The sequence below is a fragment of the Streptomyces sp. NPDC014991 genome (assembly GCF_043080665.1).
Taxonomy (GTDB): Bacteria; Actinomycetota; Actinomycetes; order Streptomycetales; family Streptomycetaceae; genus Streptomyces.
In genome coordinates this window covers 63,683-88,965 of sequence record NZ_JBIBVY010000008.1, presented here as the reverse complement: position 1 = coordinate 88,965, position 25,283 = coordinate 63,683, and the positions used below count along the sequence as shown (strand labels likewise).

Genomic DNA, 25,283 nt, shown 5'->3' with positions numbered 1-25,283 from the left:
CGCTCATGACCACACAGACCACGAGCGCCCCGCCCGCCGCCCCGGCCCCGGCGAAGGCCCGGCGGCGGGCGGACTCCTCCTGCACCGCCCAGGGCACGCGCCCCGGCTTCCTCTGGGCCCTGCCCGCCACCCTGTTCTTCGCCCTCTTCGCCCTCGTGCCGCTGATCATGGTGGCGGTGCTGTCCTTCATGACCTGGAACGGCCTGGGGTCGCCGCGGTTCGTCGGAACGGACAACTGGCAGCGCATCCTCGACGACCCCGTGATGATCAAGAGCATCTGGCTCACCCTGCTGCTCACCGCCCTGGGCGTGGCCCTCCAGACCCCGCTGAGCATCGTGCTCGGCGTGTGGGCCGCCGGACACCAGCGCAACCGCGCCGTCCTCTCGGCGATCTACTTCGTCCCGCTGCTGCTGTCCTCCACCGCCGTGTCGGTGCTCTGGCGGGCGCTGCTCGATCCGAACTTCGGCATTCCCGCGCGGATGACCCGGCTGTTCGGCGACGGCAACCTGTTCGGTGAGCAGGCCTCGGCCATCGGCGTGCTGGCCTTCGTCAGCACCTGGCAGTTCACCCCGTTCCACACGCTGATCTACCAGGGTGCCGCCCGTGCCGTCCCGCAGGTGCTGTACCAGGCGGCGGCGATCGACGGCGCGGGGCGCTACCGCCGGTTCTTCCACATCACCCTGCCGCAGCTGCGCACCTCGGTGATCACCTCGATGATCCTGATGATCGTCGGGGGACTCACCACCTTCGAGACCGTGCTGATCCTCACCCAGGGCGGACCGGGCACCGACACCACGATCAGCGCCTACTACATGTACCAGAAGGCCTTCAAGGGCTTCGACTTCGGCGCCGGCTCGGCCATCGCCCTGTGCCTGGTCGTCGCCGCCACGGTCGTCTCGCTGATCGTCGTCCGCGTCTCCGGCTACGACAGGATGCGCAGCTCCATGGAGGGGGTGTCATGAGGCACCGTCCGAACTACCCGGCCGGTGCCGGCTCGCTCGTCTGGCTCGTCCTGGTGGGCCTGCCGCTGTACGTGATGCTCGCCGCGACCCTGCGCACCCGCCAGGACTACGCGAAGAACGGCCCCCTGTCCTTGCCGCGCGACCTCACCCTGGACAACTACACCGGGGCCTTCGACTCGGGCTTCGGCCGGTACTTCCTCAACACCATCGTCGTCACCGTCTGCGTCGTCGGCGTGGTGCTGCTGCTCGTACCGCCGCTGGCCTACGCGATCGTCCGCAGCCGCGGCCGGGTCACCTCGCAGATCTTCCGGCTGTTCCTGCTGGGCCTCGCCATCCCCGCCCAGGCCGTCATCGTCCCGATGTTCTACCTGATCAGCGAGGCGGGCCTGTACGACAACCTGCTCGGGATCATCCTGCCCACCGCCGCGTTCTGCCTGCCGATGTCCGCCCTCATCCTCAGCGGCGCCATGCGCGACATCAGCCCCGAACTGTTCGAGGCCATGACGATGGACGGGGCGAGCCCGAGACGGATGTTCTTCCAGCTCGTCGTCCCGCTCTCGCGCGGCGGCCTCTCCACGATCGTGGTGTTCTCCGCGCTCCAGGCATGGAACGGCTTCCTGTTCCCGCTCGTCCTGACCCAGTCCGACTCCACCAAGGTGATCACGCTGGGCCTGTACAACTTCCAGACCGAACACGGCATCGACATCCCCGGTCTGCTGGGCGCCGTGACGCTGTCCATGGTGCCCGTCCTGCTCGTCTACCTGTTCGCCCGCCAGGCCCTCGTCCAGGGCCTGACGGGCATGGGAGGAAAGTGACCGCCAACGTGGCCGTAGAGACCACCTCCGAAGTCCCCCTCTGGAACGACCCGGCCCAGGACACCGGCACCCGGGTGTCCGCGCTGATCGGCGCGATGACCGTCGAGGAGAAGATCGCCCAGCTGTACGGCGTGTGGGTCGGCGCGTCCGACGAGGGCGCCGAGGTCGCCCCGCACCAGCACGACATGGAGGAGGCGGTCGACCTCGACGCCCTCCTGCCGGCCGGTCTGGGACAGCTCACCCGCCCCTTCGGCACGGCACCCGTCGACCCCGCGCTCGGCGCGCTCTCCCTGCTGCGCACCCAGAAGCGGATCATGGCCGCCAACCGCTTCGGCATCCCCGCCCTGGCGCACGAGGAATGCCTGGCCGGCTTCGCCACCTGGGGCGCCACCGCCTACCCCGTCCCACTGTCCTGGGGTGCCACCTTCGACCCCGGCCTGATTCGCCGGATGGCCGCCGCCATCGGCCGCGACATGCGGTCGGTCGGCGTCCACCAGGGCCTCGCGCCCGTCCTTGACGTGGTCCGCGACGCCCGCTGGGGCCGGGTGGAGGAGACCATCGGCGAGGACCCCTACCTCGTCGGCAGCATCGGCACCGCCTACGTCCAGGGGCTGCGGTCCGCCGGCGTCGTCGCCACCCTGAAACACTTCGCCGGCTACTCCGCCTCCCGTGCGGGCCGCAACCTCGCACCCGTCGGCATGGGGCCGCGCGAGCGGGCGGACGTCGTCCTGCCCCCCTTCGAGATGGCCGTGCGCGAGGGCGGCGCCGACTCCGTCATGCATGCCTACACCGACACCGACGGAATGCCCTCCGCGGCCGACGAGGACCTCCTCACCGGGCTGCTGCGCGACACCTGGGGCTTCGACGGCACGGTCGTCGCCGACTACTTCGGCATCGCCTTCCTCAGGACCCTGCACGGCGTCGCCGGCGACTGGGCGGAAGCCGCGGGGGCGGCCCTGCGGGCGGGCGTCGACGTGGAACTGCCCACCGTCAAGACGTTCGGCGCGCCCCTCGCCGAAGCCGTCGCCGCGGGCCGGATACCGGAGTCGCTCATCGACCGCGCCCTGCGCCGGGTGCTCACCCAGAAGGCCCGGCTGGGCCTGCTCGACGCCGGCTGGGACCCGGTCCCGGCCGCCCTGCGGGGAGCCGGCCTGGACGACCCGGACGCCCTGCGCGGCAGCATCGGCCTGGACACCGCCGAGAACCGGGAACTGGCCCGCACCGTCGCCGAGGAGGCCGTCGTCCTGCTGGCCAACGACGGCACCCTGCCCCTGGCACGGCCCCGCCGCATCGCCCTGATCGGCCCCAACGCCGCCGAACCCACGGCCGTACTGGGCTGCTACTCCTTCCCCCAGCACGTCGGCGTGCACCACCCGCGGACACCGGCCGGCATCGACCTGCCCACCCTGGAGGACGCCCTCCGGCGCGAGTTCCCTGACGCGCGGATCACCGTGGCCCGCGGCACCGGCGTCGACGACGGCGACGTCTCCGGCATCCCCGAGGCCGTTGACACCGCACGCGGGGCCGACGTCGTCGTCGTGGCCCTCGGCGACCGCGCGGGACTGTTCGGCCGGGGCACCAGCGGTGAGGGCTGCGACGCCGAGTCGCTGGCCCTGCCCGGCGCCCAGCAGCACCTGCTGGACGCGCTGCTGGACAGCGGCACGCCGGTGGTGGCGGTCCTGCTCGCCGGCCGGCCCTACGCCCTCGGCCGCGCCGCGGACGAGGCCGCCGCGCTCGTGCAGTCCTTCTTCCCCGGGGCGGAGGGCACCACCGCCATCGCCGGTGTCCTCAGCGGCCGGACCAATCCCTCGGGACGGCTGCCGGTCGGCGTGCCCCGCGGTACGGGCGGTCAGCCCGCCACCTACCTCGGCGCCCGGCTCGCCCAGGCCGGCGACGTCTCCAGCATCGACCCCACCCCTGCCTTCGCGTTCGGGCACGGCCTGTCCTACACGTCCTTCGACTGGGACGGCCTGACGGTCGAGCGCGCGGAGACGGACACCGGCGGGGAGTTCGCCCTCGGTCTCACGGTGCGCAACACGGGGGAGCGGCACGGCACCGAGACCGTCCAGCTCTACCTGCACGACCCGGTCGCCTCCGTCGTCCAGCCGGTGCAGCGGCTCATCGGGTACACCCGGGTCCCGCTCGCCCCGGGCGAGGCCCGCCGCCTGCGCGTGACCGTCCCGGCCGACCTGGCCTCCTTCACCGGCCGCGACGGGCGCCGGGTGGTCGAACCGGGCGAGCTGCACCTGCGTCTGGCGGCGTCCAGCAGTGACGTGCGGCTGACGGCGACGGTCACCCTGACCGGCGCGGCACGCCACCTGGACCACCACCGCCGGTTCCACGCGCACTTCGAGCAGGAGACGGCCGCACGGCCGGAGCCGGAGCCGCACACCGCCGCCTGACCGCCACCGCGCCGTGGCCCGTCCCCGACCTGAAGCGGGCCACGGCGCCGGCCGTCAGCCGCGCTCGACGGTGACGGTCACCCGGCTGCCCGGTACGGCCCGCACCCACGCCCGGCCGGCCGTCCCGCGCACGACGGCCGCGCCGCCGTCGGCCGCGATCCGCCAGGTGCCCGGCGGCAGGGACAGCGAGGTCAGCCGGGAACCGTGGGAGGCCGCGCGGTAGGAGAGCCGGTACACGCTCCGCCCGGCGTCGTACACGGCGGAGCCGACCGTGCCCGCGACCTCCTGCGCGTACGGCTCGGCGGTCAGCTCCTTGTGCGCGCGGAAGGCACCGGTGTCGTCGACCGCGCAGTACCCGCCGCCGTAGCACCACACATAGCCCGCCCAGCCGGAGGCGTAGCGGCCCAGGGAGGCCATGGCGTCACGGTAGAAGCGGCCCATGTGCGGCAGCGTGCTGTCGGGCGGCCCCCACTCGCCGATCACGACCGGGACCCCGTACCGCTCCGGGTACACGGTGACGGCCCGCTCGTACGCCTCGATCCAGCCGGCCCCGGGGTCGTAGTCGGAGCCCGACTCCATGGCGGAGTCGTAGAAGTGCGGCGCGTACACGATGCGGGGATCCCCGACGCGGCCGAGGCCGGTCGGAACGCCCTCGCCCACGACCGGGGTGGGTTCGACGAACAGCCAGGAGTGCCGGTCGGCCGAACGGACCGCGCCGGCCAGCCGGTTGTACATCGGTGTCAGCTGCTCACGCTCGATCCGGCCCGCCGCCGTGACCTGGTCCTCACCCGGCCGCGCTTCGCCCATCGGCTCGTTGAGGAGGTCGTAGCCGAGCACGGCCGGATGGCGGGCGAAGCGGCCGGCGAGGGTCCGCCACATCCCGGCCTGGGCCCGGCGCAGGTCGGTGTCCTCGTACAGATGGGTGAAGGCACGCTGCACGGCGGGCTCGAAGTACTCGGCGAACCAGTCGTCCGGATGCGGTGTGAAGGGCAGTCCGTCGGTCCTGGTCGCCCACTCGGGGATGCCGCGGTGGCCGAAGGCGGGCCCGAAGACGTCCTGGTGGGCGTCGAGCACGACCTTCACGCCGTGCCGCTCGGCCCAGTCCAGGATCCGTCCGATCCTGCGCAGGTAAGCGCGGCTGTACTGTCCCGGCTTCGGCTCCAGGTCGTCCCAGAAGACCAGCAGCCGGGCGAAGCCGAAGCCTTGGGCGCGCATGTCGCGCAGGTGCCGTTCGGTGATGCCGGTCAGCGCCTGGTCGCCGCGGTGCGTCTTGTCCTCGATGTTCCAGCCGCGCAGGGTGAGGACCCGCCCCTGCCGGTCGGTGAGCGGGGGTATGCCCCGCCCGGTGCCCTCGGCGGTGGCGCTGACGGTGGCTGTGGTGTGGGCGGTGCTGTGGGTGGTGCTGTGGGTGGTGGCGGGGGCAAGCAGCGCGGCGACGACCGCGCTCGCCGTCAGAATCGCTCGCAGCACAGGAGACCTCCGGGCCGGCGGTGTTCGTGGTGCCGCGCATCCCACCAGCAGTCGCGGCGCTTCTCAAGAGCCCGGTGCCATCCGGTGCCGCCTGCTGTGTACTGGGTTCCGGGCGCGGCGCGCACGCGGTCGGGCCGCCCATATGTTCTTACATTCGGACCTGCTCGTGAAATAATGTCCTAACAAAGTATTGACAGTGGGCTCGGCAGAGGCTTGTATCCCGTCCCAACGCAACAGCGTCCGTTCCCCCGTCGCACGCACAGTGAGGTGCAGGCAAGATGGACCGCTCTTCTGGCTCCCGCTCCCGCAGAGCGGCCCCCCTCGTGGCCGTGACCGCCGCGGTGGCGCTCACCCTCGCCGGCTGCTCCAGCGGCTCCGGCGGCAAGAAGGCCGAGGAGGAAGCGGCGAACGCCTCCGCGGGCAGGGCCGACACGCCCCGGATGACCGTCGCGCTGGTCACTCACCAGGCGCCCGGAGACACCTTCTGGGACACCGTCCGCAAGGGCGCACAGGCAGCGGCGGCCAAGGACAACGTCAAGCTCGTCTACTCCGCCGACCCGAACGCCGGCAACCAGGCCGGCCTGGTGCAGAACGCCGTGGACCAGAAGGTCGACGGCATCGCGGTCACCCTGGCCAAGCCGGACGCCATGAAAGGCGTGCTCGGCAAGGCCGAGCAGGCCGGCATCCCGGTGGTCGGCCTGAACTCGGGACTGAGCGACTGGAAGAAGCTCGGCCTGGTCGAGTTCTTCGGGCAGGACGAGGGCGTGGCGGGCGAGGCGTTCGGCGACAAACTCGACACCACCCCCGCCAAGAAGATCGTCTGCGTGATCCAGGAACAGGGCAACGTCGGCCTCACCCAGCGCTGCGACGGCGTGAAGAGGACGTTCAAGGGCACCACTGAGACCCTGTACGTGAACGGCACCGACATGCCGTCCGTGAAGTCGACCATCACGGCGAAGCTGAAGCAGGACGACTCCATCGACACCGTCGTGACCCTCGGCGCCCCCATCGCCCTCACCGCGGCCCAGTCCGTGGCCGACGCGGGCAGCAAGGCGAAGGTGGCCACCTTCGACCTCAACAACCAGCTGGTCAAGGCAGTCCAGAACGGCAGCATCGAGTTCGCCGTCGACCAGCAGCCCTACCTCCAGGGATACCTGGCGGTCGACTCCCTGTGGCTCTACAAGAACAACGGCAACTACAGCGGCGGCGGAGTGCAGCCGGTGCTCACCGGCCCGGCCTTCGTCGACAGAACCAACGTCGACAAGGTCGCCGAGTTCGCCGCGAAGGGCACCCGGTGATGAGTATGGCCCAGCAGGCTGAGCCGGCGGTGGGAACGCCGCAGGCGCCCGGCCCCCGGCGAACCGACGGCCGCACATCCCGGCGCCCGCTGCCGCGCCGGCTGCTCGCCCGGCCCGAGGTGGGCGTCTTCCTCGGCGCCGTGGCAGTCCTGATCTTCTTCCTGGTCACCGCCCCGCCGGTACGCGACGGCAGCTCGATGGCGAACATCCTCTACCAGTCGTCGACCATCGGCATCATGGCACTCCCGGTGGCCCTGCTGATGATCGGCGGCGAGTTCGACCTCTCCTCGGGCGTCGCGGTGATCTCCTCGGCGCTCACCGCGAGCATGCTCAGCTACCAGCTCACCCTGAACGTGTGGACCGGCGTGATCGTCGCCCTGGCCGTGTCCCTCGCGATCGGCGCCCTCAACGGCTGGATGGTCGTCAGGACCGGGCTGCCCAGCTTCCTGATCACCCTCGGCACCTTCCTGATCCTCCAGGGCGCCAACCTGGCCGTGACCAAGCTGGTCACCGAGAACGTCGCCACCGACGACGTCAGCGACATGGACGGCTTCGGCCAGGCCAGGAGGATCTTCGCATCCTCATTCGACGTCGGCGGGGTGCAGGTGAAGATCACCGTGGTCTGGTGGCTGGTCTTCGCGGCCCTCGCCACCTGGGTGCTGCTGCGCACCAGGTACGGCAACTGGATCTTCGCGGTCGGCGGCGACAAGGAGAGCGCCCGCGCCGTCGGCGTCCCCGTCACCTTCACCAAGATCAGCCTGTTCATGCTGGTCGGCTTCGGCGCCTGGTTCGTCGGTATGCACAACCTGTTCTCGTTCAACACCGTGCAGTCCGGCGAGGGCGTCGGCCAGGAGCTGATCTACATCGCCGCGGCCGTCATCGGCGGCTGTCTGCTCACCGGCGGCTACGGCTCCGCCATCGGCCCGGTCTTCGGCGCCTTCATGTTCGGCATGGTGCAGCAGGGCATCGTCTACGCCGGCTGGAACCCCGACTGGTTCAAGGCGTTCCTCGGCGTGATGCTGCTCGGCGCCGTCCTGATCAATCTGTGGGTCCAGCGCACGGCGACCCGGAGGTGACCCATGACTGACGACAACACCGCACCCCACGGCACCGTCCGCCAGGACGGACCCCCCGCACCGGACGGCCCCCTGGTCGAACTGCGCGGCGCCGGCAAGTCCTACGGCAACATCCGCGCCCTGCACGGTGTCGACCTCCAGGTCCACGCCGGCCAGGTCACCTGCGTGCTCGGCGACAACGGCGCCGGCAAGTCCACCCTCATCAAAATCATCTCGGGGCTGCACCGGCACACCGAGGGCGAGTTCCTCGTCGACGGACAACCGGTGCGCTTCAGCACCCCGCGCGAGGCCCTGGACAAGGGCATCGCCACCGTCTACCAGGACCTGGCCACCGTCCCCCTCATGCCCGTGTGGCGGAACTTCTTCCTCGGCTCGGAGCTGACCAGGGGCCCCTGGCCCGTCCGCCGCCTCGACATCACCCGCATGAAGAGGACGGCCGACGAGGAACTGCGCCGGATGGGCATCGCCCTGGACGATCTCGAACAGCCCATCGGCACCCTCTCCGGCGGCCAGCGGCAGAGCGTGGCGATCGCCCGCGCCGTCCACTTCGGCGCCCGTGTCCTCATCCTGGACGAGCCGACGGCCGCCCTCGGCGTCAAGCAGTCCGGCGTGGTCCTGAAGTACATCGCCGCCGCGCGCGACCGCGGCCTCGGCGTCATCTTCATCACCCACAACCCCCATCACGCCTACATGGTCGGCGACCACTTCAGCGTCCTGCGCCTCGGCACCCTCGAACTGTCCGCCGAGCGCGGTGAGGTGACACTGGAACAGCTGACCAACCACATGGCCGGCGGTGCCGAACTCGCCGCGCTCAAGCACGAACTGGCCCAGGTGCGCGGTGTCGACGTGGAGGAACTGCCCGAGGACGGCGGTCCCGGCGCCCCCGTGACGACCTCCCCGGAAGGGAATCCCTGACATGGACCGTCCCACCCCCCTGGACCGCATCCGGGTCGGCTCCGCCCCCGACTCCTGGGGCGTCTGGTTCCCCGACGACCCCCGGCAGGTGCCCTGGGCACGCTTCCTCGACGAGGTGAGCGAGGCCGGATACGAGTGGATCGAACTCGGCCCCTACGGCTACCTCCCCACCGATCCGGCCCGGCTGACGGAGGAAGTGGCCAGGCGGAACCTGAGGGTCTCCGCGGGCACGGTCTTCACCGGCCTGCACCGCGGCCCGGCCGTCTGGGAGGAGACCTGGGCACACGTCAGCCAGGTCGCCGCGCTCACCCGGGCGACGGGCGCCGGGTACCTGGTGGTGATCCCCTCCTTCTGGCGGGACGACAGGACCGCCGAGATCCTGGAACCCCCCGAGCTGACCACCCAGCAGTGGGCGCACCTGACCCAGGGCATGGAACGGCTCGGCCACGAGGTCAGGGAGGCGTACGGCCTGGAACTCGTCGTGCACCCGCACGCCGACACCCACATCGACACCGAGGCCCACGTCGAACGGTTCCTGGACTCCACCGACAGCGAACTGGTCAACCTCTGCCTGGACACCGGGCACTACGCCTACTGCGGCGGCGACAGCGTCGAACTCATCGAGACCTACGGTGAGCGCATCGGCTACTTGCACCTCAAGCAGGTCGACCCGGACGTCCTCGCCGAAGTGGTCGCCGACGGGGTGCCCTTCGGGCCGGCCGTGCAGCGCGGGGTGATGTGCGAGCCACCGTCCGGGGTACCGGCACTGGGGCCGGTGCTGGAGGCCGCGCAGAAGCTGGGCGTGGAGCTGTTCGCGATCGTCGAGCAGGACATGTACCCGTGCGAGCCGGACACGCCGCTGCCCATCGCGGTGCGCACCCGGCGCTTCCTGCGCTCCTGCGGGGCCTGAGAAACCTCACCTGTCCGAAGGGGCCCACCGCGGCGCACCCGTGGCCGCGGTCGTTTCCTTCGGTACCCATGGGGATTCGGTGCGGGCACGGCCGGGAACCAACCGGGGCACGCGGGCGTTGTGCAGGACGACGGGGGACGCCCGCGCTGACGGGAGGACGAGATGACACACCGTACGGAACCTCAGGACGCCGCCACCGCCGACCCGGCCGCCCTGCGCCGCGACCGCTTCGGCGCGCTGCCGGAGCGGATACGCCCGGAGGAGACGGTGGAGACGAAACCGGCGACGACGCCGGACCCGGCGCGGGACACCTACAACCCCGACGAGTGGCTGATCCGGTACTGCGGCTGAGACGCGGGCACGGCGCCGGGCACGGCCCGGCGCCGCCTTCCGCCCACCCCGCCCGTTCCGGCTCACGCCCGGCGCACCTCCGCCGGCGTCACCGGGCGGTGCTCGCGCAGGGACAGCGTGCAGGCCTCGGCGATCCAGCCCGCCTCCAGCGCGTCCTCGATGGTGCAGGGCGAGGGGCGGATGCCGGCCACGACCTCGGTGAACGCGGTGAGTTCGGCGCGGTAGGCGTCGGCGAAGCGGTCCATGAAGAAGTCGTGCGGGGTGCCGGAGGGGAAGGCCACCCCCGGCTCGGCCGAGCGCAGCGGCAGCTTGTCGTCCAGGCCGACGGCGAGAGAGTCCGCGAAGCCGTGCAGCTCCAGGCGGACGTCATAACCACGGCCGTTGTGACGGGAGTTGGACACCATCGCGATCGTTCCGTCGTCCAGGGTGAGCACCGCGCCGGTGGTGTCGGCGTCGCCCGCGGCCCTGATGTAGCCGGCCCCCCGGTTCGCGCCCACCGCGTACACCTCGGAGACCTCCCGGCCGGTCACCCAGCGGATGATGTCGAAGTCATGCACGGAGCAGTCCCGGAAGATCCCGCCGGACGCGGCGACGTACGCGGCGGGCGGCGGTGCCGGGTCCAGAGTCGTGGACCGGACGGTGTGCACAAGGCCCAGCTCACCGGCGCGTACGGCGGCCCGGGCGGCGGCGAAGCCCACGTCGAAGCGCCGGTTGTAGCCGATCTGGACCGGCACTCCGCGGTCCCGCACGGCCTCCCGCACCGCCAGGCCCTCCGCCATCGTGCGGGCCACCGGCTTCTCGCAGAAGACGGGTACGCCCGCCTCGACGCCGGCCCGGATCAGCGCCGGATGGGCGTCGGTGGCCGCCGCGACGACGAGGCCGTCCACGCCGGCCGCCAGCAGGGCCTCCGGTGATTCCGCGACCTGCGCCCCGAACCGCTCGGCGGCGGCCTCGGCCGCGCCCGCGAACGGGTCGGCCACGACCAGGGACTCGACGACGTCCAGCCCGGAGAGGGTCTCGGCATGGAAGGCGCCGATGCGGCCGAGGCCGAGAATTCCGATGCGCATGTGCACTCTTTCGGTCACAGGAGCGGAGCGGTCCTGTCATTCTTGTCAGCACAAACCCCTCGAACAACCAGCAAGCGGCCATCAGAAACCCCTCAAGGAGCCGCGCCATGGGCCACCCGTTCCCCATCCGTGAGATCGCGCGGCAGGCGGGCCTCAGCGAGGCCACCGTGGACCGGGTGCTGAACGGCAGGGGAGGGGTGCGGGAGAGCACCGCGCAGGAGGTGCGCCGGGCCATCGCGGACCTCGACCGCCAGCGCACCCAGGTCCGGCTGGTCGGACGCACGTTCATGGTCGACATCGTGGTGCAGGCGCCCGAGCGGTTCACCGCCGCCGTGCGCGCCGCACTGGAGGCCGAACTGCCCGCGCTGCACCCGGCCGTCGTCCGCTCCCGCTTCCACTTCCGTGAGACCGGACCGGCCGGGGAACAGGCCGCGACGCTGGACCGGATCGCCCGGCGCGGCTCCCAGGGCGTGATCCTCAAGGCGCCGGACGTCCCCGAGATCACCGCGGCCGTCGGCCGGCTCACCGCCGCCGGCATCCCGGTCGTCACCCTCGTCACCGACCTGCCCGCCAGCGGCCGTCTGGCCTACGCCGGCAGCGACAACCGTGCCGCCGGCGCCACCGCCGCCTATCTGACCGGCCAGTGGCTCGGCGACCGGCCCGGCAACGTCCTCACCAGCCTCAGCAGCGGTTTCTTCCGCAACGAGGAGGAGCGCGAGATGGGCTTCCGCGGCGTCATGCGGGCCCGGTACCCGGAGCGGACGCTGGTGGGGATCGCCGAGGGACAGGGTCTGGACGCCACGCAGTACGACCTCGTCCGCGCCGCCCTGGAGCGCGATCCGGAGATCCGGGCGGTGTACTCGATCGGCGGCGGCAACAACGCCACCCTGCGGGCCTTCGCCGACCTCGGCCGTGACTGCGCCGTGTTCGTCGCGCACGACCTCGACCACGACAACACCCGCCTGCTGCGCGAACACCGACTGTCCGCCGTGCTCCACCACGACCTGCGGCACGACATGCGCGGGGCCTGCCACGAGGTGATGCGGTTCCACGGCGCGCTGCCGCCCGCGGGCCCGCTGCTGCCGTCCGCGATCCAGGTCGTCACGCCCTACAACATGCCTGCGCGGTAGGCCGGATGGCGGGGGTCCGCTGACCCGTACCGCGCAAGCGGAGACCGAGGGCGGACCGCGGCCGGGGCCGAGTCGTGCCCGACGGCGCCACCGGGAGCCGCTGCCGCACGGCAACGGCGTAGGCCGCCGCCCGGACCGTTCTCCGGCTCGGTCAGCCGCCGTCGACGTCCACCCAGGAGCCGAGCCGAGCGGACCGCGCCATCGCGTCCAGCACGGTCGCGCTGCGCACGGCGTCCACGAGGGTGGCCCCGTACGGCGTGCCCTCGGCGATGGAGCGGACGAAGCGGTGAGCCTCGATCACCTTCAGGTCGTCATAGCCCATCGCGTTGGCCGAGCCCGGCTGGAACGCGGCGAACTCCCCGTCGCCCGGGCCGACGTACACCGTGCTGACCGGCTGGTCCTGGTACGTCGTCCCCCGGCTCACCCCCAGTTCGTTCATCCGCCTGAAGTCCCAGAACACCGCCCCCCGGGTACCGTGCACCTCGAAGCCGTAGGTGTTCTGCTCGCCGACCGAGACCCGGCACGCCTCCAGGACCCCGCGGGCGCCCGAGGCGAAGCGCAGCAGACAGCTGACGTAGTCCTCGTTCTCGACCCGGCCCGGTTCCCCATCGCGGGCCAGGACGTGGCCGGCCGTCGCACCGGCCGGCCGGGCCCGCTCCGGGACGAAGACCGCCGTGTCGGCGGTCAGCGAGGCGATGTCACCGAGGAGGAAACGGGCCAGGTCGGCGCCGTGCGAGGCCAGGTCGCCGAGCACGCCGCTGCCGCCGCGCTCGCGCTCGTACCGCCACGTCAGGGCTGAGTCCGGGTGGGCCGCGTAGTCGCTGAACAGCCGGACGCGGGCGTGGGTGACCGCGCCGATCCCGCCGGAGACGATCAGCTCGTGGGCAGCCTCGACGGCGGGCGCGTTGCGGTAGTTGAACCCGACCGTGCCCTGGACGCCCGCCCGGGCGACGGCGTCGGCGACCGCGCGGGCGTCCCCGGCGGTCAGGCCCACCGGCTTCTCGATCCACAGGTGCTTGCCGGCCTCGGCCATCGCCACGCCGATCTCGCGGTGCAGGAAGTTCGGCGCGGTGACGCTGACGGCCCGCACCCGCGGATCGGCCGCCACCTCGCGCCAGTCGCGGGTCGCCGTGGCGAACCCGAACCGCTCGGCGGCCTCCTCGGCCCGGCCCGGCACCTCCTCGGCGACCGTCACCAGCCGGGGGCGCAGCGGGAGCCGCGGATAGTGGTGGGGGAGCCGGGCGTACGCCTGGGTGTGCACCCGGCCCATCCAGCCGAACCCGATGACGGCGACACCCAGTACGTCCACCATGACAGCCTCTCCCTGACCTGTGGGACCGGTCCACCTCTGTCCGGGCCACCTTTGTCCGGACATACGTGGGTGTCAACCCTCCGACAGGGCCGCACGCCCCGGGCGCCCGCGGGATGCCGGGTACGCGGGGCCGCTCAGAGGTTGATCGCGTAGGCCTTGCGGAGGGTCTCGTGCACGGTCCACGTCGTCCGGTCGCCCGCGCGGAGCACCGCCATGTCACCGGGCCCCACCGTCAGCACCGGCCCGTCTGCGACCTCGATCGTCGCCGAGCCGCTGATCACCACGAACAGCTCGTCCGCCTCCGTGTCGGTGACCACGCCCGGCGTGATCTGCCAGATGCCGCGGATCTGCCGGCCGTCCGGCGACTCCCAGACCACCTTCCCGGTCACCTCCGGCTGCCCGGAGACGATTCGCTCCGGGTCGAGCGGCTCGGGTACGAGGTCGGCGTCGGGGATGTGGAGCGCGAAGCTGTGCGTCATACGGCCGACCCTAGCCCGCGGGCAGGCCGTGCCGCCGTCGACAGTGTGTGGGGCATCGGGCCTGGTGGGGGGACACTTCGTCGCCCGGTGGAGTGGCGGGCGGGGCGGACGCGGGTGAACGTGGAGTGCATGTCCGACTCCACGGCGGCCGGTACGCCGCCGCCCCGGCACCACGACGCGCGCGAGGTCATCCTGTTCGGCGGGGTGTACGGCGCCGTCCTCGCCAGCTCGATGGTCGCGGCGCTCACCCAGTACGGCCATACGTCCGCCGAGGTCCGCGGCTACGACGCCGCCTGGGTGCTCGTGACCGCGCTCGCCTCCGCCCTCGCCCACGGCTACGCCCACTACGTCGCCGAGCGTGCCCCGCACCGGCGCCGGGACGTCCTGCTCGCCGTGCGCGACGAGTGGCCGCTCGTCGCGGCGGTGCTGCCCACGGCCTTCCTCCTCGCGGGCGCCCGCTGGCGGTGGTGGCCGGCGAACGGTGTCGAGTACGCGGCGTTCGTCCTCAACGTCGTGATCCTCTTCGTGCTCGGCCTCATCACCGCCCGCTGGTCGGCGCGGAGCTGGCCGGCCGCCGTCCTCACCGGCCTGGTGGACGCGTTGCTCGGGATGATCGTGGTGGTGGCGAACGCGCTCATCAAATGACCGGCGGACCGGACGCGCCCGGCGGCCGGCACGGGCGCGACATGCGCACCCGCGCCGGTGCGGTAGGGTTGACGTGCGTGATCACGCGGGAGGCTCCGCGTGGGACCGCGACGGGACGTGGCGCAGCTTGGTAGCGCACTTGACTGGGGGTCAAGGGGTCGCAGGTTCAAATCCTGTCGTCCCGACGGTGAGAAGCAGGTCAGAGGGGTCCTTCGGGGCCCCTCTCGGCCGTTTGCGGGGGCACCGTCTCACGGAATCCATCCAGCCGGGGGCGAGTGACAGCCCGACATGGGTGCACGATCGATCGGGGTGGTTGCTCCCCGCCGATGCGGGGGGACGCGGGTACAGGCGGGTGCCTGCGGATCAGCGCGGTCCACGAACCCGGCACAGCCGGTCGGGCCCCGGCTCCTGCTCCCGGTGACGGCGCTCGGGAGGATGAGGAGCGGACCTGACTCCCCCCGGCCGTGTCCGCCGGTGCGACCGCATCCGCCGAGGCGACGGAGACGACCGTCGTGGTGGAGACGTCGCCGGTCTCGTCGTCGGCGGTGACGTTTCGGCCGCCTCGTGCACACCCCCTGGTCCTGCGGGAGGGCATCGCGCATCACCCACCACCAGGCGGGCCGTGGTACGGCGAGCCGTCGGGGCCGGCTCGCCGTACGCGCGCCGAGGGGCGGGGTGCTCACCCGGCGTAGGTCTCGAACTCGGCGATCTTCGGGGTGCCGCTGGAGCCGGTGATCTCGAAGGTGATCTTCTTGAGGGAGGTCCGGGGGACGGTGATGACCCCTGCCCCGGTGCCGGAGGCCAGGGTGGTGCCGGTGTCTGCGTTCAAAACCCTCCAGGAACCGACGGCGCCCGTGGCGCCGGACGCCTCCCTGATGTTCAGCCGGGACACCGTGGTCGCCGTTCCCCACTTGATCGAGAGGGAACCCGTCGAGCCGGCGGGCGACCAGTAGGTGCTCATGTCGCCGTCGCGGACGTTGCCGTAGCTCGTCCCGCCGGCCTTGCTGGAGCCGTCGGCACCGGCGCCGAGACTGAGGTTGGTGCCGCTGGGCTGCGTGGGCTCCGGGGTCGGGGTGGGCGTCGGCACCGGCGTGGTCGGCGTCGGGGCGGGCGTCTGCGCCGAGCAGTTGCCGTCCGACATCTTCAGTCCGGTGCCCGCACCGGCCGTCCGCGTCACGATCGACGGGACGCACGCCGCGTCGTCGAGGCGGTAGGAGTACGGAATGCCGACGGTGGTGTTCGACGTCGGGGCCGGACCGGCCGGGTGGTTCTCCGTGCCCGGTGCGGACCAGGTCACGTTGTCGAAGATGTTGCCGCTGACCTGCCAGTAGCCGGCCGCGTCCGTGTAGAAGGTGCCCAGGACGTCCTTCGAGTCCTCGAAGTAGTTGTTGTCCACCTCCGCACGGGCGCCCGCGCGGGAGTTGATGCCGGACTTGCTCAGGTTCCTGTAGTAGTTGTTGTAGATGTGGGCGATGCCGCCACGCAGCAGCGGGGTCCGGGAGTCGATGTTCTCGTACAGGTTGTGGTGGTATGTGATGTAGCTGTTGGAGAGTTGCGTGTCGCTCGACCCGACGAGACCGCCTCGGCCGGAATCGCGCATGATGCTGTAGGAAAGCGTCACGTACTGCGTGTTGTCCTTCAGGTCGAACAGGCTGTCGTACCCCTCCGACTCGCCCCCGGACGCCTCCAGCGTCGCGTGGTCGACCCAGACGTTGTGGACGTCGCTCTCCATGCCGATGGCGTCGCCCCCGTTGGACGTGGGCGAGCCCGACTTCTTGACGTTCTTCACCGTCACGTTCTGGATGATGATGTTGCTGGACTCGCGGACGTGAATGCCCACCTGGTCGAAGACCGCCCCGCCGCCGACTCCGACCAGCGTCACGTTGCGGATCCGCTTCAGCTCGATCACACCGTCGGCGGTGTCGCAGCTGCTCCCCGACACCTTGGCGGTGTTGCTGTGGTTGATCGTCCCCTCGACCTCGATGGTGAGGGGCGTGTCGCTGCTCGCCCGGTTGCACAGAGCCGCGTGGATGGCGGTGCCCGTGGTGGCCCGTACGGTCGCACCTCCCGCACCACCGGTGGTTCCGCCGTTCTGGCCGGCGTAACCGGTCGCGCTGCCGGTCACCGCCGACGCTGATGTTGTGGACATGACAGCTCCGGTGACGGCTGCGAGCGCCACCGCGGCTCCGGCCGCGTAGAGCCGCACTGCGGCTGAACGTCTCATTCTCGCCTGCTCCTTCGCCCCTTGACGCAGGGTCGGTCGGGTGTGCGCGGTACGTCGGTCCGGGGCGCCGGCGTGCGGATGTCGAAGCGGCTCACGCACGGCGTCACGGAAGAGCGGCCCACGCGGCAGCGCTCCTCCCATGGATGGGAGGGAAAGCGCTTTCTGGTCCCCGGAGAATAGGAGTGCGACGACGGGCTGGCAAGACTTCACGCAACCGAAGAGGGGCGTCGGGCGACGCGTGAACGGGCCGGCGCGCCCCGAGTTGCGGCCACCCTCGGGCATCTCGATCACGCCTGTCGGGAGGAGCCGAGCCCGGCCCCGCGTCGGGGGGTCCGCCCCCGGCCCGCCGCGTCGGCGGGGCTACGGCTCCTCGGTCACGGTCTGCCCGCGCTGCCGGCGCGCCGCCATCACCGCGTAGACGACGATCCCGGCGAACAGGAACAGCGCGCCCTGGTAGACCGCCGCGTAGCCGGCGCCCGCCATCAGCCACACCGAGAAGGCGGCGGCCACCGCGGTGACCACGGAGTCCCGGACCAGCCGCCCCCGGTCGACGGCCTCGGGGCGGCCGGAGACGAGGTGGAAGATCTGTGCGGACGCGGCCAGCAGGTACGGCACGGTCGCGGTGAACGTGGTGACGAGCACCAGGACCTCGAAGACCCGGCCCGAACCCGACAGGTAGTTGTAGACGGTGAGCAGCGAGGCGAGGACGACGGTCACACCCACACCGACCGTGGGCACGCCCCGCCGCCGGCGCGTGAAGGCACTCGGGAACAGGCCGTCGCGTGCCGCCGCGTACGGCGTCTGCGCGCTCAACAGTGTCCAGCCGTTGAGGCAGCCGGTCATCGACACCAGTGCGGCGAGGGCCACGGCCGTGCCGCCCCAGCTGCCGCCGAACATCGTGTTCACGGCGTCCGAGAACGGCGCGGCGGAGGTCACCAGGCGGTCGTGCGGGACCGTACCGAACACGGACAGCGTGCCCAGCAGGTACACCAGCGCGGCGCCCGCGGTGCCGATGACGGTGGCGCGCCCCACGTTGCGGCGGGCGTCTTTGACCTCGCCCGCGCTGACGGCGGCGGACTCCACGCCGAGGTAGGAGAAGAGCAGCAGGGCGGCGGAGGCGGAGACCGCGCCGACCGCGCTGTGCCCGCCGGCGTTGAACGGGCCGAGCCTCGAGGGGTCGAAGAAGAACAGCCCGCCGACCGCGACGAGCAGCAGCGGCACGAACTTCAGCACCGTGGACACCAGCTGGACGGCGCCCACGTAGCGGGTGCCGGCGAAGTTGGCGAGGGCGGGCAGCCACTGGAGGGTCAGGGCGGCCAGACACGCGGTCCAGCGATGACCTTCGACCGGGATCAGCACGTCGAGATACCCGACGGCGGCCACGGCGAGCGCGGCGTTCGACACCCAGGTGGTGATCCAGTACGACCAGGCAGCGAGGAAGCCCGCGAAGTCGCCGAAGGCCTCGCGGGCGTAGACGTACGGCCCGCCGGTACGGGGGTCGCGGGCGGCGAGCCGGCCGAAGACCAGGGCGAGGGCGATGGCGCCGACGGTCAGCACCACGAAGGCGACCAGGCTGACCGTGCCGTACGGGGCGATGGAGGCGGGGAGCAGGAAGATGCCGCCGCCGATGATGTTGCCCATCACCAGCGCGGTGGCGACGGGCAGACCGAACCGGCGGGCGTGCCTGCCGGACTCTCCGTGCGGGTCCTCGGCGGGAGCCGTGAGGGTCTCCGCGGGAGCCGGAGCCGACGGGGTGGCGGTCCCGGTGCTGTGCATGGGTGGTGCGCCTCTCATGGAACTGACGTTCCCGGGATCGCCGGGACGGTGCCCATGGTCGGGGATGCGGCATTCCGGTGCAAAATCGCCGTTTGTTGTCCCGTGTGTGCCGCCTGGCGACGCAAAAAGCGTCGCGCTGCGGCTTGCCGGCCGTCAGATGTCCGGCGGCGGAGTGCCACGGCGGGGTTCGGCGGTGGAGGTGCGGCGGGGGTCCCTCGGTGGTGGTGCGGCGGCGGAGGTGCGGTGGTGGTCCGGCGGCGAGGGGCCGGCGGCGGAGTGTCACCGCGGTGCCCGTCGGTGGAGGTGGGGTGCGGATCCGTCGGTGGAGGTGCGGCGGAGGTGGTCCGGCGGCGAGGGCTCGGCGGCGGAGTGTCACGGCGGGGTTCGGCGGTGGATGCTGCGGGGGTCCGGCGGTGGAGGTGCGGAGACGGAGGTGGGGCGGGTGCCCGGCGACGGTGGTGCGGCGCGGTGCCCGGCGGTGGGGTCCGGGTGCTCGTCGTGCCCGGGCCGCGCGGTCAGTGCGTCGCCGCCCACAGACTGCGGACGTGCCCCAGATGCCGGGTCATGATCGCGTGTACGGCCTTCTCGTCGCGCTCCAGCAGGGCGTCCAGCAGCTCCAGGTGCTCCTCGGCGGAGGCGAGCAGCCGGCCCGCCTTCACCAGCGCGGTCAGCCCGTACAGACGGGAGCGTTTGCGCAGGTCGGCGACGACCTCGACCAGGTGGGCGTTGCCCGCCAGGGCGAGCAGGCCGAGGTGGAAGCGGGTGTCGGCCTCGACGTAGCCGATCAGGTCGCCCGCCACCGCGGCGGTGACGATCTCCCGGGCTGCCGGGCGCAGCGCCTCCAGCGAGACGCGGTCGGCCGTGCGGGCCAGCTCCACCACGGTGGGGATCTCGACGAGGGAGCGGATGTGCGTGTACTCGTCCAGCTGTCTGTCGGAGACGGCGGTGACCCGGAAGCCCTTGTTGGGCACGGTGTCGACCAGCCCCTCCTTGGCCAGGTCCAGCATCGCCTCCCGCACCGGCGTCGCCGAGACACCGAAGCGGGTGGCGAGCGACGGCGCCGAGTACACCTCGCCCGGGCGCAGCTCACCCGCGATCAGCGCGGCGCGCAGCGCGTCGGCGACCCGCTCGCGGAAGCTGCTCCGCCGGCCGCCCAGCCGGGGGAGTACGGGCGACTCCGCGCCCTGCCGGTCCTGTGCCATGTCACGCGTCACCCGGAGAGTCTAGAGGACGAAGCCCTCCGGGAACGGGTCGGTGGGGTCCAGCAGGTACTGCGCGGTGCCGGTGACCCAGGCGCGGCCGGTGAAGCTGGGCAGCACGGCCGGGATCCCGGCGACCTGCGTCGTGCCCAGCAGCCGTCCCGTGAAGCGGGTGCCGATGAACGACTCGTTCACGAATTCGGTGTGCAGGGGGAGTTCGCCGCGCGCGTGCAGCTGCGCCATGCGCGCGCTCGTACCCGTGCCGCACGGGGAGCGGTCGAACCAGCCCGGGTGGATGACCATCGCGTGCCGGGAGTGCCGCGCCGTGGCGCCCGGCGCGAGGACGTGGACGTGGTGGCAGCCGCGGATCGACGGGTCCTCGGGGTGCACCGGCTCCGCCTCGGCGTTGATCGCCCGCATCAGTGACAGGCCCGCCGCCAGGATGTCGTCCTTGCGGGCCCGGTCGAAGGGCAGGCCGAACGCGTCGAGCGGGAGGATCGCGTAGAAGTTGCCGCCGTAGGCGAGGTCGTAGGTGACCGTGCGGCCGTCGGGCAGGGTGATCGTGCGGTTCAGGCCGGCCGCGAAAGACGGGACGTTCCGCAGGGTCACTTCGTGCGCGGCGCCGTCCACCACCGCCACCTCGGCGACCACCACCCCCGCCGGGGTGTCGAGCCGGATGGTGGTCACCGGCTCCACCACCTCCACCATGCCCGTCTCGACCAGCACGGTCGCCACCCCGATCGTGCCGTGCCCGCACATCGGCAGATAGCCGGAGACCTCGATGTAGATGACACCCCAGTCGCAGTCCGGCCGGCTCGGCGGCTGGAGGACCGCGCCGCTCATCGCGGAGTGGCCGCGCGGCTCGTTCATCAGCAACTGCTTGAGGTGGTCGCGGTGTTCGCGGAAGTACAGCCGTCGTTCGTTCATCGTCGCACCGGGGACGGTGCCGACCCCGCCGGTGATCACGCGGGTCGGCATGCCCTCGGTGTGCGAGTCGACGGCGTGCAGGACGAGCTTGCTGCGCATGTTCCGGCCCTCCCTACGCGAGACCCGCGGCGACGGCCTTCTCGGTGGCCGCGCGGACCGCGGCCGCCTGCTCGGGCAGCAGCGGGACGCGCGGCGGGCGCACCGGGCCGCCGTACCGTCCGACGACGTCCATCGACATCTTGATCGCCTGGACGAACTCCGTTCTGGAGTCCCAGCGCAGCAGCGGGTGCAGCTGCCGGTACAGGGGGAGCGCGGTGGCGAGGTCACCGGCCGTCACGGCACGGTACAGCTCCGCCGAGGCCCGCGGCAGCGCGTTGGGGTAGCCGGCCACCCAGCCCTTGGCGCCGGCCACCGCCAGCTCCAGCAGGACGTCGTCGGCACCGGTCAACAGGTCCAGGTCCGGCGCGAGCTCGGCGATGCGGTAGGCGCGGCGGACGTCTCCGGAGAACTCCTTGACGGCCTGCACGAGCCCCTCGCCGTGCAGCCGGGCGAGGAGTTCCGGCACCAGGTCGACCTTGGTGTCCACCGGGTTGTTGTACGCCACCACCGGCAGGCCCGCCCGCGCCACCTCCGTGTAGTGGGCGAGGACGGACCGCTCGTCGGCGCGGTAGGCGTTGGGCGGCAGCAGCATCACCGACCCGCAGCCGGCCTCACCGGCCTGCTCGGCCCAGCGGCGGGCCTCGGCGGAACCGTACGCGGCGACGCCGGGCATCACCCGCTCACCGCCGACCGCGGCCACGGCGGTCTCCACCACCCGCCGCCGTTCGTCGGGCGTGAGCACCTGGTATTCGCCGAGCGAGCCATTGGGTACGACGCCGTCGCAGCCGTTCGCGACGAGCCAGGCGCAGTGTTCGGCGTAGCGGTCGTGGTCGACGCGGAGTCCCGCGGTGAGCGGGAGGGCGGTGGCGACGAGGATGCCGCGCCAGGGACGCTTCGGTACCTCGGACATGAGCGTTCTCCCCTTCGATAAGGTGTGACATGTTACTGATGGACGTGTGTGCCAGACCTGAGGCGCCGGGCTCAGTCCGGGCCGGGCTCGGCTTCGGTTTCCGCCAGTGAGGCCAGTACACCGAGCGGCACCGGCCGCGCGAACGGCCGGCGTCCGACGGTCAGCGGGCAGCCGGCCAGCCCCGCCACCCCGGGCGCGCACATCCGCCCCTGGCACCAGCCCATGCCGGCCCGGGTGAGCAGCTTCACGGTCCGCAGGTCACCGGCGCCCAGCGCGCCGACGGACTCCCGGACCTCCCCGGCGGTGACCTCCTCGCAGCGGCACACCACCGTGTCGTCCGTGACCGCGTCCGCCCATCCCGCCGGCGGGGCGTACGCCGCGTCGAGGGCCGTGGCGAACGCCCGCAGCCGGGTCCTGGCCCGGGCGGCGGCGGCCCAGCGGCGCGGGTCGGGGGCGGTGCCGAACAAGCGGGCGGCGGCCGAGCGGCCTGCGATGTGGCCCTCGGCGAGCGCGAGGGCCGCGCCGCCGACGCCGGTCGCCTCCCCGGCCGCCCAGACGCCGGGCACGTCGGTGCGCTGCTCGTCGTCGACCCGGACGCCCATGCCGGACAGGGCGCAGCCGAGGGTCTCGGCGAGGTCGGTGTGCGGCAGCATGCCGTGGCCGACGGCGAGGGTGTCGCAGGGGATGCGCCGCGCGCTGCCGTGCCGCGGGTGCCCGGCGCGGTCGAGCGCCGCCACCGTCACCGCCTCCAGCCGGTCGGTGCCGTGCGCCTCCACCACGGTGTGCCGGGTCAGCGTGCGCACGCCGTGCCGGAGCAGCCGTACCGCGTACCCGCCGCCCTCCGCGAGTTTGCCGGGCTGCGCGGCCAGGGCCGGCGCCCGGCGCAGCAGCGCGCCGGGACCGGCGGATTCCACCAGCGCCGCTACCCGGGCGCCGGCCGCGGCGAGCCCGGCGGCCACCGGCAGCAGCAGCGGCCCGGTGCCGGCGATCACGGCCGTCCGGCCGGGCAGCACCAGGGCGCCCTTGAGCATGGCCTGCGCACCGCCCGCCGTGACCACGCCGGGCAGCGTCCAGCCGGGGAAGGGGAGTACCCGCTCATAACCGCCGGTGGCGAGGAGCACGGCGTCGGCGCGGACGGTGCCGCCCTCCTCCTGCGCGGGGCCGAGCAGGCTGTGCACGGCGAACCTTCCGGAAGCGTCCTCCCGGACCACGCACCACACATGATGGTCCGTCAGGTGGATGATCCGGCCGGCCGCGCGGTGCCGGACGAGGCCGTCCCTGAGCCGTTCCCAGGTGCGTCCCTGGTGGTGCGGGGCCTGTGGCGGGTGGGCGGCGAGGGCCGGGGCGGGCTGCCGGTAGAACTGTCCGCCGGCCCGGCCGCCCGCGTCGACGAGGGTCACCCGTACCCCGCGGGCGGCCGCGGCCAGGGCCGCGGCGAGTCCCGCCGGGCCCGCGCCGACGACGGCGAGAGACGGCTCCTCAGTCATGGTCCGGCCCCGCGTCCAGCGGTCGGGCATCGCCCCGTCCCGTCCCCCGTTGTGTGCGGATGGCATCGCCCGGGCGCACCGGGAGCAGGCAGGCCCGCTGGTTCGGGTGGCCGTCGACGGTCACCAGGCAGTCGAAGCACACGCCGATCCCGCAGAACACCCCGCGGGGCCGCCCCGCGCCGCGGGTGTCGCGCCACGCGGTCACGCCGGCCGCCCACAGGGCCGCCGCGACCGTCTGCCCGGGCAGTGCCGGCAGGGGCCGGCCGTCGAAGGTGACGGTGAAGGCCCCGGCCGGCCGGGCCGGGGCCGGCTCCGGCGGGTGTGCGGGACGCCGTCTCAGTGGACGCACGGGCTCTCGCCTCCGTCGTTGTCGAACCGTTCCGGCCGGAACGGCGTGAGGTCCAGCTCAGGTGCCGTCCCGGTGAGGGTCTGCGCGACCAGCCGCCCGGTGGCCGGGGCGAGTCCGATGCCGGCGCCCTCGTGCCCGCAGGCGTGGAACAGGCCGGGCACCCGCGGGTCGGGGCCGATCGCCGGCAGGTGATCGGGCAGGTACGGCCGGAAGCCCGCGTAGGTCCGCAATGCGCGGACCCGCGCCAGGAACGGGAACAGCCCGACCGCCCCGGCCGCGAGAGCCCGCAGCGCGGGCAGGGACAGCGAGCGGTCGAAGCCGACCCGTTCCCGGCTCGCGCCGATCAGCACCGGGCCGGCGGCGGTCGCCTCCACGACCGGCGAGGTGCGCAGGCCGGCCGAGTCGCTCGCCACGTCGGCCACGTAGTCCGCGGCGTACACCTTGTGCCGGATCATGCGCGGCAGCGGCTCGGTGACCAGCACGAAGCCGCGCCGGGGGAGTACGGGCAACCGGACGCCGGCGAGCGCCGCGAGGTCACCTCCCCAGGTGCCGGCCGCGTTCACCACCGCCGGAGCGTGGATGTCGCCCCGGTCGGTGCGCACGCCGTACACCGCGCCGTCCGCCGCGCGCAGCACCCCGGTCACGGTCCGGCCCGTGTGCAGCCGGGCGCCGGAGACGCGGACCAGCTGGGCGGCGGCCAGCGCGGGCATCACCTGGGCGTCCTGCGGATAGTGGACCCCGCCCGCCATGCCGGGTGTCAGACGGGGTTCCAGCAAGTGCAGTCCGTCCGCGTCGACCGGTACGGCCGTGACCGAGGCGGCCCGCTGGCTCGCGGCGAACTCCCCCAGCGCGGACAGGGCGTCGGGGGTCCGGGCGACCACCAGGCCGCCCTTCGGCTCGTACTCGATCGCCGTGCCCAGCTCCTGAGCCAGGTCCGCCCACAACGCGGCCGACCGCAGGGCGAGTTCGAGTTCGGGGCCCGGCTCCTTGTCGGAGACGAGCACGTTGCCCTCGCCCGCGCCGGTGGTGCCGCCGGCCACCGCGCCCCGGTCCACCAGCCGTACGTCGAGGCCGGCCCGTGCGGCGTACAGCGCGCAGGCCGCACCCACCATCCCGGCTCCTACGACCACGACGTCACAGGTCGGTCGCTTCGTCACGGTCAGTACTATGTCACATGTCGCACTTGCTGAGGAGACCTCGCGAGAGACCGCACGCCGTCCTCGATCGCCCTCGCCGGTCCCGCTCACCTGCCCGAGTTCCAGGCGTGGACGCCCCCTTGACGCCACGGGGCGGCGGATCGACACTCCAGGTGGAGAATCCTAGTGAACAAGTAGGGAATCATGGCGCGCCTCGAAACGGGTACCGGCCGAACGGGCCGGACGCCGCTGCGCGCACTCCTGCTCACCTCCCGCCGGCACATCGACCTGCTGCGCGTCTGCAGCGCGATCAGCCTCCACCGCTGAGCCGGGCTCCTGCGCGC

Annotated in this window: 23 protein-coding genes and 1 tRNA gene; 12 read left to right on the top strand and 12 right to left on the bottom strand. The window is 72.7% G+C overall.

The window, feature by feature from the left end; all coding sequences use genetic code 11:
* Window positions 1-5: 5 nt before the first annotated feature.
* From ACF1BE_RS15110 to ACF1BE_RS15100, 3 genes are read left to right on the top strand one after another with little or no spacing between them, the layout of a single operon-like run.
* The gene (locus tag ACF1BE_RS15110) at window positions 6-962 is read left to right on the top strand and encodes a carbohydrate ABC transporter permease (protein ID WP_392199464.1); all 957 of its coding nucleotides are present in this window, start codon (window positions 6-8) and stop codon (window positions 960-962) included.
* Window positions 959-1,777: a carbohydrate ABC transporter permease gene (locus tag ACF1BE_RS15105; protein ID WP_392199463.1), complete on the top strand. Its 819-nt coding sequence runs from the start codon at window positions 959-961 to the stop codon at window positions 1,775-1,777. The genes ACF1BE_RS15110 and ACF1BE_RS15105 overlap by 4 nt, the downstream gene beginning before the upstream one ends.
* Entirely contained in the window at window positions 1,774-4,179 is a 2,406-nt protein-coding gene (locus ACF1BE_RS15100; RefSeq protein WP_392199462.1) for a glycoside hydrolase family 3 N-terminal domain-containing protein, read from the top strand. The genes ACF1BE_RS15105 and ACF1BE_RS15100 overlap by 4 nt, the downstream gene beginning before the upstream one ends.
* A 54-nt stretch (window positions 4,180-4,233) precedes the next feature.
* Here the strand turns inward: ACF1BE_RS15100 and ACF1BE_RS15095 are convergent, their stop codons facing one another.
* Window positions 4,234-5,649, bottom strand: coding sequence for a glycoside hydrolase family 5 protein (locus tag ACF1BE_RS15095; protein WP_392199461.1), 1,416 nt, complete (start codon window positions 5,647-5,649; stop codon window positions 4,234-4,236).
* A gap of 278 nt (window positions 5,650-5,927) precedes the next feature.
* On the opposite strand from ACF1BE_RS15095, the gene ACF1BE_RS15090 reads away from it, so the two are divergent.
* From ACF1BE_RS15090 to ACF1BE_RS15070, 5 genes are all read left to right on the top strand, one after another.
* Complete coding sequence (locus ACF1BE_RS15090; protein ID WP_392199460.1) at window positions 5,928-6,947, top strand: substrate-binding domain-containing protein; 1,020 nt, start codon at window positions 5,928-5,930, stop codon at window positions 6,945-6,947.
* The gene (locus ACF1BE_RS15085) at window positions 6,947-8,023 is read left to right on the top strand and encodes an ABC transporter permease (protein ID WP_392199459.1); all 1,077 of its coding nucleotides are present in this window, start codon (window positions 6,947-6,949) and stop codon (window positions 8,021-8,023) included. The genes ACF1BE_RS15090 and ACF1BE_RS15085 overlap by 1 nt, the downstream gene beginning before the upstream one ends.
* A gap of 3 nt (window positions 8,024-8,026) precedes the next feature.
* A complete protein-coding gene (locus ACF1BE_RS15080) occupies window positions 8,027-8,938 on the top strand; it encodes an ATP-binding cassette domain-containing protein (RefSeq protein ID WP_392199458.1) in 912 nt (303 codons plus the stop codon).
* Window position 8,939: 1 nt separating this feature from the next.
* Entirely contained in the window at window positions 8,940-9,848 is a 909-nt protein-coding gene (locus ACF1BE_RS15075) for a sugar phosphate isomerase/epimerase family protein (protein ID WP_392199457.1), read from the top strand.
* 162 nt (window positions 9,849-10,010) lie between these two features.
* Window positions 10,011-10,199 carry a hypothetical protein gene (locus ACF1BE_RS15070; RefSeq protein WP_392199456.1) on the top strand — a complete coding sequence of 63 codons (189 nt, stop codon included), beginning with the start codon at window positions 10,011-10,013 and terminating at the stop codon, window positions 10,197-10,199.
* 62 nt (window positions 10,200-10,261) lie between these two features.
* On the opposite strand, the gene ACF1BE_RS15065 is transcribed toward ACF1BE_RS15070, so the two are convergent.
* A complete protein-coding gene (locus ACF1BE_RS15065) occupies window positions 10,262-11,266 on the bottom strand; it encodes a Gfo/Idh/MocA family oxidoreductase (protein ID WP_392199455.1) in 1,005 nt (334 codons plus the stop codon).
* Between the two features lie 107 nt (window positions 11,267-11,373).
* On the opposite strand from ACF1BE_RS15065, the gene ACF1BE_RS15060 reads away from it, so the two are divergent.
* Window positions 11,374-12,396: a LacI family DNA-binding transcriptional regulator gene (locus ACF1BE_RS15060; RefSeq protein WP_392199454.1), complete on the top strand. Its 1,023-nt coding sequence runs from the start codon at window positions 11,374-11,376 to the stop codon at window positions 12,394-12,396.
* A 151-nt stretch (window positions 12,397-12,547) separates the two neighbouring features.
* Here ACF1BE_RS15060 and ACF1BE_RS15055 read toward each other — a convergent pair whose 3' ends face one another.
* Window positions 12,548-13,708 carry a Gfo/Idh/MocA family protein gene (locus ACF1BE_RS15055; RefSeq protein WP_392199453.1) on the bottom strand — a complete coding sequence of 387 codons (1,161 nt, stop codon included), beginning with the start codon at window positions 13,706-13,708 and terminating at the stop codon, window positions 12,548-12,550.
* A gap of 134 nt (window positions 13,709-13,842) precedes the next feature.
* Complete coding sequence (locus ACF1BE_RS15050) at window positions 13,843-14,187, bottom strand: cupin domain-containing protein (RefSeq protein WP_392199452.1); 345 nt, start codon at window positions 14,185-14,187, stop codon at window positions 13,843-13,845.
* A gap of 129 nt (window positions 14,188-14,316) precedes the next feature.
* Here ACF1BE_RS15050 and ACF1BE_RS15045 point away from each other — a divergent pair, with 129 nt between their 5' ends.
* Together ACF1BE_RS15045 and ACF1BE_RS15040 are read left to right on the top strand one after the other, a co-directional pair.
* On the top strand, window positions 14,317-14,832 hold the full coding sequence (locus tag ACF1BE_RS15045; RefSeq protein WP_392199451.1) for a hypothetical protein: 516 nt from the start codon (window positions 14,317-14,319) through the stop codon (window positions 14,830-14,832).
* Window positions 14,833-14,943: 111 nt separating this feature from the next.
* Window positions 14,944-15,017 (top strand) — tRNA-Pro (locus tag ACF1BE_RS15040).
* A 494-nt stretch (window positions 15,018-15,511) separates the two neighbouring features.
* Here the strand turns inward: ACF1BE_RS15040 and ACF1BE_RS15035 are convergent.
* From ACF1BE_RS15035 to ACF1BE_RS15000, 8 genes are all read right to left on the bottom strand, one after another.
* Window positions 15,512-17,056: a polysaccharide lyase family 1 protein gene (locus tag ACF1BE_RS15035; protein WP_392199450.1), complete on the bottom strand. Its 1,545-nt coding sequence runs from the start codon at window positions 17,054-17,056 to the stop codon at window positions 15,512-15,514.
* 360 nt (window positions 17,057-17,416) lie between these two features.
* Entirely contained in the window at window positions 17,417-18,832 is a 1,416-nt protein-coding gene (locus ACF1BE_RS15030) for an amino acid permease (RefSeq protein ID WP_392199449.1), read from the bottom strand.
* A gap of 515 nt (window positions 18,833-19,347) precedes the next feature.
* A complete protein-coding gene (locus ACF1BE_RS15025; protein ID WP_392199643.1) occupies window positions 19,348-20,034 on the bottom strand; it encodes a GntR family transcriptional regulator in 687 nt (228 codons plus the stop codon).
* A 21-nt stretch (window positions 20,035-20,055) separates the two neighbouring features.
* Complete coding sequence (locus ACF1BE_RS15020; protein ID WP_392199448.1) at window positions 20,056-21,057, bottom strand: proline racemase family protein; 1,002 nt, start codon at window positions 21,055-21,057, stop codon at window positions 20,056-20,058.
* A 13-nt stretch (window positions 21,058-21,070) separates the two neighbouring features.
* Window positions 21,071-21,967 carry a dihydrodipicolinate synthase family protein gene (locus ACF1BE_RS15015; protein WP_392199447.1) on the bottom strand — a complete coding sequence of 299 codons (897 nt, stop codon included), beginning with the start codon at window positions 21,965-21,967 and terminating at the stop codon, window positions 21,071-21,073.
* 71 nt (window positions 21,968-22,038) lie between these two features.
* Complete coding sequence (locus ACF1BE_RS15010; RefSeq protein ID WP_392199446.1) at window positions 22,039-23,454, bottom strand: FAD-dependent oxidoreductase; 1,416 nt, start codon at window positions 23,452-23,454, stop codon at window positions 22,039-22,041.
* Window positions 23,447-23,794, bottom strand: a complete 348-nt coding sequence (locus ACF1BE_RS15005) for a (2Fe-2S)-binding protein (RefSeq protein ID WP_392199642.1) — start codon at window positions 23,792-23,794, stop codon at window positions 23,447-23,449. The genes ACF1BE_RS15010 and ACF1BE_RS15005 overlap by 8 nt, the downstream gene beginning before the upstream one ends.
* A complete protein-coding gene (locus ACF1BE_RS15000) occupies window positions 23,791-24,960 on the bottom strand; it encodes an NAD(P)/FAD-dependent oxidoreductase (protein ID WP_392199445.1) in 1,170 nt (389 codons plus the stop codon). The genes ACF1BE_RS15005 and ACF1BE_RS15000 overlap by 4 nt, the downstream gene beginning before the upstream one ends.
* Before the next feature lie 183 nt (window positions 24,961-25,143).
* Here ACF1BE_RS15000 and ACF1BE_RS14995 point away from each other — a divergent pair, with 183 nt between their 5' ends.
* Complete coding sequence (locus ACF1BE_RS14995; protein WP_392199444.1) at window positions 25,144-25,266, top strand: putative leader peptide; 123 nt, start codon at window positions 25,144-25,146, stop codon at window positions 25,264-25,266.
* Window positions 25,267-25,283: the final 17 nt, after the last annotated feature.